Origin of the sequence: Dehalobacter sp. DCA, from assembly GCF_000305775.1 — a bacterium.
GTDB classification, from domain to species: Bacteria; Bacillota; Desulfitobacteriia; order Desulfitobacteriales; family Syntrophobotulaceae; genus Dehalobacter; species Dehalobacter alkaniphilus.
The window spans coordinates 1,336,387-1,353,188 of the sequence record NC_018866.1; the positions used below are offsets into that span (position 1 = coordinate 1,336,387).

The window sequence follows — 16,802 nt, forward strand, 5'->3', positions numbered from 1 at the left end:
TGGAATGGTATCATTAAATTTCCGGTCCGTTCATCTGCAGATCATTTTCGCTAGGTCTGCAGTAATTCAGCATTTCGCAAATTTCCTCGGGGACATTTTCAAAGTCCACATGGTGATCCCGCTCAATGTCTATGGTATACCAGTAATCATATGGTATAAAGTTCGTATCTATATATTCTCTTTCTGCTTTCGTAAAGCTTTCATTCTGATCATCAATCAGCCCTTTGTCTGTAAAGAAAATTGTGCCCCAATGTTCACTGGAGGATCCGATATCCAATGTAACGATACCGATTGAGACATCTCCTGTCTTCTGTGCTTTAATAACGGCAGGCACAAGTACAAATTCAAATTCTCTATCTGTTAAATAATCCGTTTGATATACCTGTATAAAGGCATCGTGTAGACTTTTCAACACCTCTTTTGCGTATTGCTTATCTGAACTATTATAGGATTCATGAAGCTTTTTAAAATCAAGCTTTGGCAGAATATCCTTGTTGAGCTTTTCAATATATACGGTTTGTAATTCATTATTGTCCATTTTCATATTCCTTTCTTCTTTATTTCTAAAGATATATTGGCAAGTGGTCATTTGATACTGTACCAGCCGTGAGAACCTCGCGATCTGAGCTTTATATAGACTCATTAAAGAAATCATTCAGGGTTCATTGTTTTTTTTACCTCCTTATTTTTTCTCATTTTGAGGTCTGGGAAATACTGTGGAAATAATAAGCGGCTTCATCCTTTTTTGAATGAAACCGCCTCAATTTTATTAAAATTTAGTTTAAAATCTATTTTTTATCAGTGGTTTTTTCTTTTTTTAGGTCGTTAATCAAAGTGCCTGAAACCCTTGCTACAAGCGGCTTTAAGCACGATTTATCCGAGTTATCGTTTCAACGTGCCTTGAGTGTACAAAAAAGATGCCGCTTGAGCCTGATGGGGCCTTGGCGGCAGGATGTTTTTAAGCTTACCTTGCTTATATAAATCTTAGAAAAGCAAATAATAGATAATGTTATGGAAGTTTTTATATCCTGATTTCAATAAGCATTACTTTAATCCCTGTTAGCATCTCAAGAAGCTGTCCGGTTTCTCTATGCCATTACCACTTGTGATCCAAATATTCCCTCTGATTATTGTTAATCAGTATAATGTGCTTAGATACCATCATTTTTCAGGAAAATAATTTCTCTCTCCAAATAGCAGCTCGACCTTTTTTTGTGAGTTATCACTTAATTTTGATAAAAACACAATAGCCAAATTATACCTAGCCCTTGAACAAATTACGTACAACATATTTTTTGTCTTATCAAATCTAGGTGTGCCGGCATCGGTTCCATCAAAATAATTACTGAAATTATAGCTTGTCTTCCAATCGTTATCATCAACAAAACAAACAACATTATCAAATTCAGCACCCTTAGTACCATGATCGGTAGAGAAAGGCGATGTCTTTTTTACGGTATAATATAAATTTTGAAATTGCTTGTATTCCATTTTCATCAAAGCAATAATAAAATCATCATGCAGTTCTTTATTATCGTAGATATACTTGATTTTACTTGGCTTTTTCAATAAATTATTATTCCAAACAAACTCAAAGATCTCCTGTATGCTACTTTTACTTGCCAGTTTAATAAGTTTCTGCATCAGGTTATCCAATTTTGTTTTGTCTTCCATACATATTAGCTCATAAGATGTTTTTGCTAATAATCTCTGTATCTTGTTGTTTTGATATAGCTCAATCAATTCTTCTATTTCAAATAGAAAATTAGCGAATGGACAATCTCTATTATCTTTATTCTTGAGTAATTCATCTTTATTCTTTGCCCTGCGGTTAGTTACGTCCTTGTTTTCTTCGTCATATAAATCGTGAAGTCCAAGATAGCCATTTCTTTTAGCAATGGATTTGGTTACTAAATAAAGTCGTTTAATCTCCATCTCTTCTGTTATGTTTAATTCACGATATATTTTACTTGAAATAAATTCCTCAGTATCTAATTCGGTGTCATTTACATAATAGCAAACACATCTTCCATGCTTTTCCTCACCTGATTGCCGTTGTTCTATATCACTTCGCAATTTGTTCAGTAGACTAATTACCTCCAAAGAGCACCTATAATTTTCGTCTTTGGGAATCTTTTTTAAACTGAATTTGGTATCATCTACTTTGCCAATTGTTTTTACATAAATCTGCTGATTATAGTCACCAAACAACCCGAACAAAATCGAAGAGTTGTTCTTGACGTTATTTAATAATACCTCTGCAATTTCTTGATTGGTATCCTGATATTCATCAATGAAAATAATAGGGTATGTATCCTGAATTATTTTATAAATTTTATTATACTTTCCTAGCAGTGCAGTTGCCAATTTAAGAATATCGTCGTGAGAGACAATTCCTTTTTTACGATCATAGTAATCTTTGTATTCGATTTTTCCTTTGAATTTATCTAATTCGTCTAATGTCAGTTTGTATTTATCAGCTTTTTCTTTAGCTTCAGCATATTTCTTTGTTGTTGTTTTTGAGGTCCTTAAGATATCTGTGTTTTTAGTATATTGTGTTTTTAAAATTTCTATCAATTCAAGCTTTAATTCTCTTTGAAAAGGCTTTATTATATTCCACAAGAAATCATGAATAGTTTTAACATCTATCAACTCATTTGCTTGAATTCTATCAATAATTTCTTCTTTAGCAACATTCGTATATGTAATACATGCTATTTTTCTGTTTGCTACTTTTAATTGATTTCCTTTAACTTGTAGAATATAAAACAGGGCTTGTACCAAGCTCCAAGTTTTGCCGCTTCCGGCACCAGCCTCAACAATAAAGCTTTCATTATTGTCAATACACCTCATGATAAGATGTTCTACTTTGCTAGCCATATCAATCCCTCCTTAATATAAGTCGGAACAGACCAGCCCTTCGATGAGACATACATTAAGTCAAATGTAAAATCAGATTTTTTATTATTTGTATCAATATATTCGTATATATTATAAGAATTATTTAGGATCTCATCTGCGTCCTTATAATCACTAATATTACTTTTGACACTTTCTAACCGGTCTTTCATGTTAAACATATACAGCCAATTATCAATAATAAATGCTTCTTCAAAGGAGCGCCCGCATTTGATATTTGCTTTTGTGTCGTATATATTTCTTTGAAACGACACATTAACTAATTGCTTACTATTCTGATTAAACTTATTGAAAATCAGCTCTTTAATCTTTTTCTTCCCAGGTTGCCATTTTATTAAGGTCTGATTTGAGGTTACCAACTGTGATATATAATCTGATTTGATTTCTTTCTTTTTATCACGAGTCATTTTAGGTGTTTTACCATCTTTCAAAAAAACAAGATTACCATCCTTGTCCATTTCTTGCTCAGATAGACAACTATCCACATCTGTAATAATAAGAGTTTTTATCCCCAAAAACTCAAGGAACTCCTTGAACTTATACATATAAGCTCCACCAATTTCTATTATTGCAATATATTGCTCAGAAAGTACACGCAGTTTCTGGTACTCAGGCTGCGACTTTATTAGATTATCTATTTTTATAAGAAACAATGGCATTAAAAGACGTTCACATAAACCTTCAACTAAAATGATTTTATCTGCGAAAAACATATCACATTTTACAAGTGTAATATATTGCTTTAGAAACTCAATTGTGCCGTCATCAAAAGGTTCATCATGAGTTACTTTCTTTTTAGTATCGATTTCAAATTCCAATAAATCCTTTACAGTTACAGAATACTCATTTCTATTGAAATACCTAATATTTTCAAATTTTGCATTTGAAACTATATGAGGAGAATGCGTGGATATAACAATCTGAACATTTATTCCATTTTGTTCCATAAACTCACTTAACTTTGTAATAAAGGTCTTCTGTAGCTGTGGGTGCATATGAGCTTCAGGTTCTTCTATGAATATTAGATTTAAATCAGAATTAAGTTCTTTAATTTGCGACCTAAAACAAAGCATTTCGGATATGATATAGATTAAATTGCTATATCCTAATCCATTATATCTTTCTGGAAGTAAGTGTTCCTGATCTTTGTAAAATAATTGTATTCCACTAAATAAATTTGTTAGAGTTACATTTGATTTTAATATAAGATCTGAACCTTCCACATTAGGATATCCAAAAGTAGAAAATGAAGCTGTAAAATCCCTAAAGAATGATGCTAATTTTGTATCTATATCACCATTAGCTTTCTCCATAGTATCGCGTAATTTTTCTAATTCAGGTAATGTCTCATTTTCTTTTGACTTTTCACAGTTTTTATATTCACGCTGAAAAACTGGTGCTAATTTAGAATTTGTTTTTGAATTACTGTCTTCAACCTGCCTTTGTGCTGCTATAAAGTAACTACTTATTATTTTTTGAATGTCTGTATACTTTACCTCATCTGTATATATATCTTGGTAAATTGGTTTTATAACACAACCATAAAAATCATTAATCGTTTTTGATATTTCTCCCAAAATACATTGTTTTTTATTTTGCTTTTTAGTAGATAACTTTGAAATTGTATTAGTCAATGAATCAAAGAATTTTTTTGGCTCTTTAATTTTAAATGCAAACAGAATATGTAAGATATTATTATTATCTAATGTAGTTAAAAGAGGTCTGATATTGCTCCAATTATCGTCTTTTCCATATTCAATATCTAGCTCCAGTTCAATTGCAGGCAGCTTGTCATCAATATTTGTGAAATAATCTTCCAGTAAGTCTTCTTTATCCTTTACAGATAAATATTCATTATATGCACTTATAAATTTTTCTTGACAAGCAATCGAAAAATCATTAAATGTAAACTCTTTGGTATTCTTCAAAAAAGTTTCAAAAAGATATGAAAACGATGTTTTACCGGAATTGTTTTTTCCTACTAAAATTGTGGTTTCTTCATCAATCCGAATAGCACAATTTTCTAACAATCGATAATTGCGTATTTTCGCATTAGTTAATTTCATATCTTTTCCCCCTGATTTCAATTATTAAACTTAAAAACGCAGGACTGTATATCGCAACTTACCCTCTACCTAATCTTCGCTTTTGGAGTTTTTTCCATATTGCTCTAAACTGCTTACAAACACTTAATTCAATACCTAACTGTTTAACTAAAATTTCTTCATCCACAATATCTAATGCAATCTCTATATCCTCATTATTACGTACGGTACTATCAATTTTTTGAAGCAGAGGATATTTCTTTTCATCATCAATCTTATCAAGTTTAGGTAGCATAATATTTCCAACCTCACCAGGTAATATTTCAAGTACACCACCCCCGTAGCTTCGTCCGCAAATTTCAGTAAAAGCAAACGAAATACTATTGTAGTACGAGAGCAATAGGGTCTCAGGATCAACGCTATCATTAAACTTTACCCTGTGCATAGTATCAGTAGAAACCGCCTCACATTGATTTAAAACAAATTTTGGGTACAAGTTATTCCTTCTTAAGAAAAAAGCATCCGGAACCCATACAGAAGGAACAATATACCACCTATCACGTATCGAGCATTTATAGCCTTTGTTTTGCCCTTCCTGTTCGCCTTTTTGAATATACTCTTTATGCTTATCAGAATAATTTTCGTAAGGCATATCTGGGAAATTGATTAGTTGTGCCTTTTTGCCATTTCCAACATTTTTCATCCAATCTTCTTTCGTGAAGTATATTCCATGTGCATGAGCACTACGTCCAATTAACGGAAGCAAAACAGGGGAGAGGTCATATTCTTTCGCTTTTTTACTATCAATCGAGAAATAATCATTATTTCCTGTTGTTATCCCAACATTAATAATTCCGCAGTCTGAAAATTTTTGAAAGCGACTATCCTTTTTTATTTTCTGGATTAATTCAATTTCTTGGCTCGTTGTAAAATACTTTGTCCATTTTTCTTTTACATGCTGCATTTTCTGGTACCCATTCGCGGCAAGATCAATAGCACTAAAATCATCTAAATCGCTCATTTCAAATATACGAATACCTTTTTCTTCGTTACCCTTTTCGCCAACAAAGACCAGTACTTCCTGCTCTATGTCAGGGAAGACCAATTTTTCAAATGTAATCAATGTTATTTTTGAAAAATGGTTGGACAAATATAGTCTCAAGTCCTCTGCATAAGCAACCTGCAAAATTTCTGCAGGAATCACAAATGCAATTTTCCCATTTTCACTTAGCATTTGCACACAGGCAACCAAAAACCCCACCCAGGCATTAATTAATTTATTTGACTTCATTCCATGAGTGATCAATATTTTTGATTGAATTTCTCTTTGCGATTCAGTTAAATATTGATATCTAATATATGGCGGATTACCTAAAATCAAATCATATTTCGTTGTCTTGTATGATTCATTGTAAAAATCGAAAAAATCCTTGCACTGTATGTCAATATTTTTATATTTTGCAAAACGGTTTTTTAATAAATCAACCTCGCTTGTTTCAATCTCGATTGCTCTAAATAAATCTATATTATTAATTAAGTCAGCTTCAATAGCAGCATCAATAAAAACACCATCACCACAGCTAGGTTCTAAAATAGTCTTTATAGTCTTATCTGCAGCAAAAATACCCACCATTGCACTTGCAAGCTGCATTGGCGTATAATAAGCTCCTCTTAATTTTTGATCTGTATTATCTTTCTTCAGTCTCATAAATTCACCTATTGAACTCAAGTCTATAAATTCGAGTTACAATGCTTTCTATCTCTTTAATCAATCTGTTCTTTTCTCTAATCAGAACACTGGCAGCCCCTTTATTCGGACGATCTATTAATGAGTCATTAATGGAATATACTCTTTGTGTCAAAGTAACTATTTTGTCATGAACAGCTTTTTCATGAGCTATATTCATATCCAACTCAACAAAAGGCAGTGTTTGCAATACAAAGGTACCCCTCGCTGTAAATCCGTTTTCAAAGTCACTGCCGATAATCTCAAGTAACTTTTCAGTATAAGGATGGGTAAGCCATGCTTGTATGTACTCAAGGCTATATGGACTGTCTTCCTTTAAACTTACAGCACAGTATCCAGCCGTTCCCCCAGAGGCAATCAACATATCATTATTGTCAAAAGCATACATAGGTTCTTTGCTCAATACACCAACAATTAGTTTCGGGGTATTAATAAATGATGTCAAATGCTGGGTGCGACCATATTGATACCATGTGTCTTCTGTAGCGTTTTGTACATCCCTGAAACCTTTTGGAGATACACTCTTTGGCAACAGCCGATTAAAGTAGGACATTAAATATTCGTATGTGGCTGCGTACTCGGATTGCATAGTTTGTATGTTAATTAACTTTCCATCTTCGTCATAAGGGAATATAATCCACTTGTCAGTCAAGATGGGGCTATAAGAATTCAACCCTTTTTCACTCTTCTTTGAAGGCTTAAAATAGGGTTTTAAAATTTTCTTATTGATATTGTAATTTTTATTGTTTCTTGAAATAGTGAAATATTCTTCTGTTTCATTTACTATCTCGTCATGAGCAAACCAGTATACAGGGATAGGCCTTTCCGCACTGGTCTGTATACCGTTGTAAATATCTGCATACTGTGTGATTGGAACAGACACTTCATCAAGCTTTTTGAGCAATTGCATGAATTCAATATCAGTTGACAATCTCCAAGGTAGCTCACTTAAAGTATTATTGTTAATAATTATAGAGTTTGTTTCCGTTCCCGCCCATAATGAAGCTGTAGAATTGACTTTAGTATAAACAAATTCATTATTTTTACGTTTACGAATAAGTAAAATAGAACTATAAATGGTCTTATCTTCAAATAATTGAGCATCTCCAAAGTCGTCTAAACTCATTAAATAGCTATTTGAAGCAAGCAATTTTCGTAAATTTTTACCTGAACCAATTTTAAAGAATTTATTCGGAACGATATAACATACCATACCATTTTCTTTAATCTTTTCGATTGCCCGTTCAATAAACATAAAATATTTATCAAATTGCTTATACGCTGAGCTATAGGTATTTTTATATGTCGAAACTTCTATAGAGGGTAACAAACCATGCATATCTTCTGTACTTACATACGGTGGATTACCAATGACTAAGTCAAATGGATTCCCTTTATTAATATGTTCCCAATCAAACGGAACAATTTCTATCCGAACTGCATTGTCTATGCCTTTACCCTGTAAACGAGCACTATCTATTAAGGAATTACCGTAAAAAATATTTTTCCTTAGGTTCGGTAATATAGGGGTAGAATTAACTACAGACGGAGCAGTTTCATCTTCAATTAATTTTAACAGCAATGAGAATTTAGCCACTTCGACTGCATGTATATCGATATCTATGCCAAAAATGCAGGAACATAAAATGGCTTTCTTATCTTCAAGAGGTAACTTCTTTCTCCCATTGCTTAATTCAATCAAATGCTCAGGGCTATTTACTAGATACCATTCAACGCAATAGTGGACTAGATAATCATATACTTCTTCCAAAAATATACCTGAGCCGCAAGCAATATCTGCAATCCTTAGATCCAATAATTGCTCTGGAGTTTTACTAAAACAAAGCTCATTCATTGCTTTCGAAACCATGTATTTTACAATTTCAGTTGGTGTAGTAACCACTGAACGATTCACACAGTCCTTCTTTTTGGCAAGAACTATCTTTCCATCATCTGAAAGAATAAGCTTTTCAGTCAAAAATGCTTCATAAATCTTACCAAGCATATTTGGTTCAATTATGTTAAATAAATATGGACTTTGAGGATAGTATAGTCCTTCAATCATATCCATAATTATTTGGTTATCTAAATCAAAAATAATATATTCGCCTTCAAACAAACCGGAATTATATCGTTTATCGGCAGCATGAAACAACTCAGCAAGATTCTTTTTCATTAGATCTTGATCAGCTATTGTTTCCTTTAACTTGTGATAAAGCGGTAAATTTCTATCCTCACAGATTCTTAAAAAAACAATCTGATTAATGAATTGTTGAACTACATCATTTAATACTTCAATAGAGTTGTACTTTAATGGTATTTTCTTAATTTTGTAACTTGTTTCTGCTACCAGTAAATGTTCAGTATTTTTTGATGGCTCATCATGTAATTCGAAATATGTATTAGTTTGCCCATACAAATAATTACTAAGGCCTATCCTCCATTCATTGATTTGTTTTAAAAAAAGTTCATCAATTTGCTCAGTCTGTCTGCCTGAAACAGGGAAATGTTCTTTCATGAACTCATCAAATGTTCCATCATATACTGAATCCCTTGAAATCAACTGCATGATCTCGTTTATCTTTTCCACATATTCTGTGTAATGATACTTGCGGTATCGCGCAACAGCCGTCTCATCAGTATCCTTTGGAATACATGTTGTATCATAAATTACCAGATATTCAAAGTTAGTAAGTACAGCTATTTTATGCTTAGCATTCCAGCCATATTTTCTTGTTTGAAAAGCTGGTTCTGTCGCTGTAGAAATTTCAACCGCAGGCTTTTTCGCTTCAACAAATAGTTTTGTAACGCCCTTAAGGGTAAGCGAATAATCAGGTCTATCTGTTTCATTCGAATAATTTTCCGCTATTACTTCTCTGTATTGTGGAGGTAAGCCTTTTTCATTAGCAACATCCCATCCCAATATTTTTAATAAAGGGTCTATATATTCGACTCTACATGAATGTTCATTGTAAGCATTTGAACTGTTCTTGTAGTATTGAAGGTTTTTACTAAATCTTTCTACTAGCGATTTTATTTTTAGAACACTCATGCCTAATCTCCTCTCATCTCATTATTATTTTTTATCTTTGAATCTGGCATCTTTGGGTTTTTCCGCATCTGATGGTATAATCCAAACGGTTCCTACTTTTTGAGCACCATTTATACGTCCTTGATTGCAAAGGACTTGTATGCGACGTCTTGTTATCTTCCATTTTTCCGCCGCTTCAATTACGGACATATATTCCACGATGTAAATTCCTCCTCAAAGTATAAACATGGAAATATTATATACCATTTGGCGAACAATAACAAGCACATAATTATGATCTTTCGCCAAGACTAAAATCCTCAGCTTACTGAGAATTTTCATCTTGCCAGCTTCTGTCTTCTGGCAGGAACAGCCGGATCACAGCCGTCCCTGCCTTGTGTTAATCAAAGTATGAAACCCGCTGATTCATCACGATTCCGGATTTGAATTGGATCTCAATTAGGTCGTCCTTGACGGCCTTGATGCTTTGCAGGAGCCTCCTTACCAAGTCATTGTCAAATTCCCCGACCTCGCAGGTAGTTTTCTTTAGGCAGGCATCCATGTCCTCAACTCTTTGCTGAAAATTCGCCGCCATTTTCTGCTCCCGCACCAGCTCCAGCTTTTTCTGCTTCAGATCGTTGATCCGCTCCGCGATCCTATGATACTGCTCGTCAAAATCCTCTGTTATAGAACCCTGTTTAGCGTTTTCCTCTATCAAGGCCAGCATCTCAGCCTGCAGCTTTTCAATCTGCCCGTCATATTCGGTAGGTACATTTTTGGTAGAGTAGTTACCGATAACCCGGATTACATTTTCTCGGAAGGCACCGACAAACTCGCCGCGATTCTCCACAACACTGTTTATAGCAGTCATTATTGCTTCATGCAGGACATCCTCTTTAAATGTAGGCGAGTGCTTACAGTTCTTTGTCCCGTTCTTCAGGCGGTTATCACATCGCCACACAGCAGTTTTCTGTCCGTATTTAGACCATATCTGCCTGCGATATGGCTGACCGCATTCCTTGCAGACCATAATATCGGTTAAGGCGAATTTGGAGCTGTATTTGCTTTTCTCCTTCTTTTCCTTTCTGGCGACTGAGGGTTTATGGAGGCTTGCCCGCCTCGCTTTTTCCTCCTGCACCTGATAATAAAGCTCCTTGGGGATAATAGCTTCATGGTCATCCTCTATGTAATACTGGGGGACGATGCCTTTGTTCAGTACCCGTTTTTTGGTGAGGAAATCGATGGTATAGGTTTTCTGCTGGAGGACATCGCCCATGTATTTTTCGTTGCTCAGCATTTTATTAATAGTGCCGGGGCACCATTTATCCAGACCTGTGACGGTGGTGATACCTTCCGACTCTAATATCTTGGTGATCTGCACAATACTGCTTCCTTCGAGGTAAAGCCGAAAAATTCGTCTGACCAGCTCTGCTTCCTCTGGTACGATGACCAACTCATTGTTCTTGTCCTTGGTATAGCCTAAAAACTTATTGTGATTGACCGAGACGATGCCGTTCTCAAATCGTCTGACTAGGCCCCACCGGGTATTCTCACTGAGGTTTCGGCTTTCCTCCTGTGCCTGACTGCTCAGGATGGTTATTAAAAGCTCGCCGGTACCATCCAGTGTATTCACACCCTCTTTTTCAAAAAATACGGCTACGTTCTTTTCCTTGAGCTTGCGTATGTTCTGGAGGCTGTCTACCGTGTTTCTGGCGAAGCGGCTGACTGACTTGGTGATGACCATGTCGATTTTTCCGGCCATACAGTCCTCGATCATGGCATTGAAGTCATCGCGCTTTTTGGTGTTAGTTGCGCTTTTGCCGTCATCGGCAAAGATTCCGGCAAGCTTCCAGTTGGGATTGCTCTTTATTTTTTCGGTATAGTAGGAAACCTGAGCTTCATAGCTGGTTTCCTGCTGCTCCAGCGTGGTGCTGACGCGGCAGTATGCTGCCACCCTAAGTGCTTTAAACTGGGGCTTTATGCTCCTGTCATACTCCGGCTGCGGAGGTATGAAGGATATACTTTTCTTTTTAGCTGTCGCTGTCTGCATCATGGCTTCTCCTTCCTTTGGTTTAATATCCGGTTTCCATTGTTAATCCGTTTATAAATTCAAACACCAGCCGATGGTCGGCGTAGACGGTTATTTGCTTTATCACTGTTCGAAACAAATCCTCATCAAATTCTGTGAGAGACTGTCTGCCTGAAAACGCCTGCTTCATCTTTTCGTTGTTATATTCTGCGTCATCGACTTTCGCCGTTTTATAGAAAGCTTGTGCACGCTTAAAAATAAGAGCCGGAAGCTCCTTGGACGAATACCGCCCTTCTGCTTCCAGCTCCTTAATACGCTGATCCAAGCTATTAAATTCAGTGTTATTGTGAATCGGCTCCTTCTTAGGCTTCCGGTCGAGGATTTGTATCCTTGCCAGAATACGGTTGGCTGCCTCAAGGAAGGCTTTTTCAATCTGCTCATCCGTGAGGAAACCGCATCGGCAGCACACTCGGTTTTTGTAAATATACCTCTTGCACTTCCAGAAGGACTTCTCCGACGTTTTACCGCAGTGCTCGATGTATTTTCGGTAAACCTCGCCGCATTCTCCGCACCGGAGCTTTCCGGTGAACGGGTATTGGCGGTTCGCACTGTTTGGCTGAATACTTCGCCCCAGCTGATCACAGCGTTCTTTACGACGTTTCTGCACCTGCTCGAACAGCTCGACGGCAATCATCTGCGGATAGAATTCATCCCCAAGATATTTGACATTCTCCAGTATCTTGCCGATGGAGCCGTGGTTCCAGGAGGCTTTGCTGTTGGCATTCGGAAATCCCATTTCGGTCAGCCGCTTGGCAAGAGCAGAGGTGGAGGTACCGGATAGATAATCTGCAAATATCTTTTTCACAACAGCGGCTTTGGGTTCATCAAGCTGTATTTTTCCTTCTATCAGCTTATATCCGATGGGCATGTGCCTTTGCATCATCCTCTATCGCCTCCTTCCTGCAGGGTTCGGACAGCTCCAGCCTGTTGATGAGCTGGAAGGTAATTTGTCCGTTTTTCTGTACGGTTACCTTGTCTATAGCCTGTAAAAATAAATCCTCACGGTATTCTTCAATAACATGAGGATTGTTTATGATCAGTTCCATAAGATGCTCTGTTCCGGCGATCTCTATGTCGAAGCCGTTATTGTCCAGAAGCTGGCCCCTCTTCTTTTTCACAGCGACAAGCTCTATAGTCAGAGCATTTTGCCGCTCTATAAATACTGCAGGGTCAATATACCCCTTTGATACCAGTCTGCTAAGTATATGACCCTGCTCTGTCAGCTCCATGATTCTGTTACTGTATTCCCCAATTTCCCGCTCCTGCTGCTCGTCCATTCGGAGCTTTTTAAGCGTATCCAGCAGGGGAGTGAGAATTTCGGCATAATTGCTTACAAGCTTGTTCCACATCACGGTAAACGCCCATTGGATGTCATCTTCTCGGATTGCCTTTTGGCTGCATTTGATGTAGTCCAAAATGTGCTGACGACAGCACCATTGGGTTTTCTCATAGGGCTTGCCGATGTAGATTTTTTGCCTCCGGAACATACCACCGCATTCGCCGCAGAGAATTTTACTGCTGAAGGCATACCGGCTTTGGTATTTGCTCGTATCGTCCACCCCCATCTGCTTTCTACGGTACTCAAAGATTTCCCTGACCGCCTGCGCCTGTTTATGTGAGATAATAGGTTCATGGTTGTCCTCTACTAGGTACTGAGGAAGCTGGCCCTTGTTTCTCTGTCGCCTAAAGGGCAGTACCTCTGTGGTCATGGTTTTCTGATGAAGCAGATTTCCAGTGTAAATGGGATTTAACAATATCTCCTTTATCACACCGTCGTTCCATTTTTCAGCTGAGCGTATGGTGGAGATCCCTTCCTCCGATAAATCCTTGGCGATTGCATAAGTACCCTTGCCGTTTAAGTATTCTCGGAAAATGCGTCGGACTACCGCAGCTTCTCCTTCTTGAATGATCAGCTCGCCGCTTTCATCCTTGGTATAGCCGTATGCGGGAGTACCAAGGATGAAGGTACCGTCCTGAAAGCGTTTTATCACCGCCCATTTGCTGTTGGTGGAGATGCTTTCGGATTCGCCCTGTGCCAAGGAGCTTAAAATGGTCAGCATCAGCTCGCTCTTCTCCGACAGGCTGTCGATATGCTCCTTTTCAAAATAGACGGCGACACCAAGCCCCTTCAAGCGGCGGATTGCCTCGATGCTGTCTACCGTGTTTCTGGCGAAGCGGGTCAAGGATTTCGTGATGATCATATCAATTTTGCCGTCCTCGCAGTCCTTCAGCATCCGTAAAAAGTCATATCTTTTTTGAAGTTTTGTCCCGCTTCTTGCTTCATCAGCGTAGATTCCGGCGAACTGCCAGTCCTCTTGATTTTCAATCAAGGCGGTATAATACTCAAGCTGTGCGGTGAAGGAATTCTGTTGCTCACGGGAGTCGGTGCTTACCCGGCAATAGGCGCAAACTCGCTTTTTCGGCTGTAATTGCCGAACGACCTGCTGCTTGACAGGGTCAATTTTTGTTATCTTTTTTGCCATGACTTTCTCTCCTTTCTCTCGTTTTTGACTCCTGTTAGCAACACACAATACCACACAAACTTTGAGATATCCAGGTGTTTTTACGCATATACCTTGGAAAGCTCTGGAGTGAAGGTTTGACGGTTCAGTTCATCGATTTTTTTATACTCGGCAGGGGAGATAAGGCCGTTACGGAGCATGATATCCAGCAGCTTTAATGCCACCTTGTATTTCACTTCATTAGCCGACTGATCCTTTGACATATCTCGCAACCTCCGTTTACCGCATAGAAAGGAAAGGGCTTTGATAATTCAGCCGGATTCGACCCTCCAGTGGTGAATAGAGCTCAATGCCCAGCTGATCCAGTCCCCGCAGAAACTCCAGCAATTCGGCTGTATCCCGCCCTAGGCGGTCAAGCTTCTTTACAAGCAATACATCCATTCTGCCATCACCGGCAGCCTTCATGACCTCCGCAAGACCGGCATGGTCAAAATCCAGCCCGCTTCCTATATCCTCTGATTCGCCGACAACAACAAATCCCATCTGTTCTGAGTAATCCATAAGCTCCTTCTTCTGGCCTTTCAGGACACCGTGGGTATCCTCCGGTGCGTCGATCCGGCAGTAAATCCATGCTCGCTTCTGGCTTCCATGGCTTAAAAATTCAAGAGCCTCATCAACGCTCACAATCGGAATACTGACAGGCTCCTTTTCACCCATCTGTATGGGTACCAGCTCTTTCGTGATCTCCTGCAGAAGCCTCTGGTCCGGACAGCAGTTGATAAATTCGCCAAAGGTGTCCAGAACCAGCTTATCCAGCATATCCGTTAAAACCATCTTGTCCGCATGCACTTTTTTCAGCATAATAAAGCTTGCAATGCCGGACGGGGATTTCTCAAAATAGAATTCCTGACACTCTCCGTCAAGCCCGTACACATATCCGATAATTAGCTCCTTCTTTAGCAATTCAGCTAACACTTTCTTTTCCATTACGTTTTCCTCCCTGATATTTTGAATTTAATCTCAGAAGGATACGGCAGGACGAAAAAAAGACCGCCCTGCCGCATAGTTTCCGAGATCAAAAATAATCTGCTTGTTCTTCATTGCGAATTGCCGCTTCTATTCGACACTACTTCCCGAAGCGAAAAAACCTTACGGCTCTTAGGGCGGCAGCATAAATGGTTTGCCGGTTAAGCAAACGCCATAGGAATTTAACCTCTCCCAGGATCTCTGCGAGCCGCCCCCATTGCTTGAGTCTGTGGCTGGGCGGAAGTAGCATTATCACTGTCCATTTCATTGCGAAACAGTCCACCACGGACTGTTTTATGACCGGGCGTTCCCGCTCGTCACCTTCGATGCCATCGGTTCGACGGATGAAATCCATCCGCAGGCAGTCTTGGCGCGCCCGTCAACGTCGCTGCCGCTTTTCACACGGCTGGACAGCTCATGTATCTATGCTGCCGGATATAATATTTTCAAAGAACAACAGGAGATAAACAATTCCCCTCACTTCTTTAGGGAAAAAAGTGAGGGGTTGGACCAAAAAACTTTTATTTTTCTAAAAGTTTTTTGAGCTGACTCAATATTCGTTTTTTGCGATTGTGTATGGTCATGCGAGGAATACCAGTTTCTGCAGACAATTGATGCTCACTTTTTTTGAGGTAATAAAGCGCTATAATCAGCTGACGTTCATTTTCATTTAACTGCAGCAGACATTGTTTAAGCCTTTTAACCATATCGCGCTGAACAATTACATCCTCCATGGAATCCTCTGCAGTAGAAATTATGTACTCCACGGAGATGCCTTTCTCATTGCATCCTTCAAGCGAGATATTGTTATCCTCCGCCAGCTTGTCCATGTATTTCTCTCTGTCCCGGCAGTGGTAATATGCTTTGTAGACCTCCTTGGCCACTGTGACACGCGTCCCTCTGACCAGCAGGGTATATTTTTTATCATGGCTATTCATAAGCTTGTCCTCCATTTCGTGAATCTGAAAATCCGGAAATGAAGAACAAGCGGAGGAGATCGGCAGCGAACCGCTGTTTTGTTATTGCATAAAATAAAAGCCACTGGTTTTGCTCCTTTCTGGGGAGCCAAACGAGCAGCTTCTTCTGAATGCAGAACCGGCCGGGCCTGACGCATAGCAATAGTGCTACTCGTCAGGCCCGGCCGGCACCTTTATAATCACTCCGCTTTACAAGGGGAGGATAGCGTCAAGCGCTGGAATCGAATATCATAAGTTCATTTATTTGATTGTGCAGTCTGCCTTATAGCTTGAGGTCTGAGAACTTCTTACTCTTATAGACCTCGTTATTGTCCAGCAAAATTGAAACCTGAGACTTGCATAGATGACACTTTACGTTTACAACATCACTTTCAGCCTCACTCGTTTCAGCTAACAGGGCCAGTGCCTCAGCATTTCCGCTGTAATCAGCAATTCGGCGTCCGCAATTCGGACATTTGAGCATTATCTTTTTCACCATCTCGTACCCTCCTGCATTATTTTCTCTA

General features: G+C 38.4%; 13 protein-coding genes. All 13 read right to left on the minus strand.

Annotated elements, in window-relative coordinates; translation table 11 throughout:
• Positions 1-13: 13 nt before the first annotated feature.
• Positions 14-544, minus strand: coding sequence for a hypothetical protein (locus DHBDCA_RS06385; protein ID WP_242824987.1), 531 nt, complete (start codon positions 542-544; stop codon positions 14-16).
• 617 nt (positions 545-1,161) lie between these two features.
• Positions 1,162-2,880 carry a UvrD-helicase domain-containing protein gene (locus DHBDCA_RS06390; protein WP_015043379.1) on the minus strand — a complete coding sequence of 573 codons (1,719 nt, stop codon included), beginning with the start codon at positions 2,878-2,880 and terminating at the stop codon, positions 1,162-1,164.
• The gene (locus DHBDCA_RS06395) at positions 2,865-4,985 is read right to left on the minus strand and encodes an ATP-dependent nuclease (protein ID WP_015043380.1); all 2,121 of its coding nucleotides are present in this window, start codon (positions 4,983-4,985) and stop codon (positions 2,865-2,867) included. The genes DHBDCA_RS06390 and DHBDCA_RS06395 overlap by 16 nt, the downstream gene beginning before the upstream one ends.
• A 58-nt stretch (positions 4,986-5,043) precedes the next feature.
• Positions 5,044-6,672: an Eco57I restriction-modification methylase domain-containing protein gene (locus DHBDCA_RS06400; protein ID WP_015043381.1), complete on the minus strand. Its 1,629-nt coding sequence runs from the start codon at positions 6,670-6,672 to the stop codon at positions 5,044-5,046.
• A gap of 4 nt (positions 6,673-6,676) precedes the next feature.
• Positions 6,677-9,763 carry an Eco57I restriction-modification methylase domain-containing protein gene (locus tag DHBDCA_RS06405; protein ID WP_015043382.1) on the minus strand — a complete coding sequence of 1,029 codons (3,087 nt, stop codon included), beginning with the start codon at positions 9,761-9,763 and terminating at the stop codon, positions 6,677-6,679.
• Positions 9,764-9,787: 24 nt separating this feature from the next.
• Positions 9,788-9,952: a helix-turn-helix domain-containing protein gene (locus DHBDCA_RS06410; protein WP_242825010.1), complete on the minus strand. Its 165-nt coding sequence runs from the start codon at positions 9,950-9,952 to the stop codon at positions 9,788-9,790.
• 190 nt (positions 9,953-10,142) lie between these two features.
• Positions 10,143-11,792, minus strand: coding sequence for a recombinase family protein (locus DHBDCA_RS06415; RefSeq protein WP_041226358.1), 1,650 nt, complete (start codon positions 11,790-11,792; stop codon positions 10,143-10,145).
• A 22-nt stretch (positions 11,793-11,814) separates the two neighbouring features.
• Entirely contained in the window at positions 11,815-12,714 is a 900-nt protein-coding gene (locus DHBDCA_RS06420; protein WP_015043385.1) for a recombinase family protein, read from the minus strand.
• Positions 12,683-14,314 (minus strand): recombinase family protein, encoded by a 1,632-nt coding sequence (locus DHBDCA_RS06425; protein WP_015043386.1) that lies wholly within the window; start codon positions 14,312-14,314, stop codon positions 12,683-12,685. The genes DHBDCA_RS06420 and DHBDCA_RS06425 overlap by 32 nt, the downstream gene beginning before the upstream one ends.
• 80 nt (positions 14,315-14,394) lie before the next feature.
• Positions 14,395-14,556 carry an SHOCT domain-containing protein gene (locus tag DHBDCA_RS15435; RefSeq protein ID WP_015043387.1) on the minus strand — a complete coding sequence of 54 codons (162 nt, stop codon included), beginning with the start codon at positions 14,554-14,556 and terminating at the stop codon, positions 14,395-14,397.
• A 16-nt stretch (positions 14,557-14,572) separates the two neighbouring features.
• Positions 14,573-15,280 carry a recombinase family protein gene (locus DHBDCA_RS15565; RefSeq protein WP_015043388.1) on the minus strand — a complete coding sequence of 236 codons (708 nt, stop codon included), beginning with the start codon at positions 15,278-15,280 and terminating at the stop codon, positions 14,573-14,575.
• Between the two features lie 560 nt (positions 15,281-15,840).
• The gene (locus DHBDCA_RS06435; RefSeq protein ID WP_015043391.1) at positions 15,841-16,257 is read right to left on the minus strand and encodes a sigma-70 family RNA polymerase sigma factor; all 417 of its coding nucleotides are present in this window, start codon (positions 16,255-16,257) and stop codon (positions 15,841-15,843) included.
• A 301-nt stretch (positions 16,258-16,558) separates the two neighbouring features.
• Positions 16,559-16,774, minus strand: coding sequence for a hypothetical protein (locus tag DHBDCA_RS06445; protein ID WP_015043393.1), 216 nt, complete (start codon positions 16,772-16,774; stop codon positions 16,559-16,561).
• Positions 16,775-16,802: the final 28 nt, after the last annotated feature.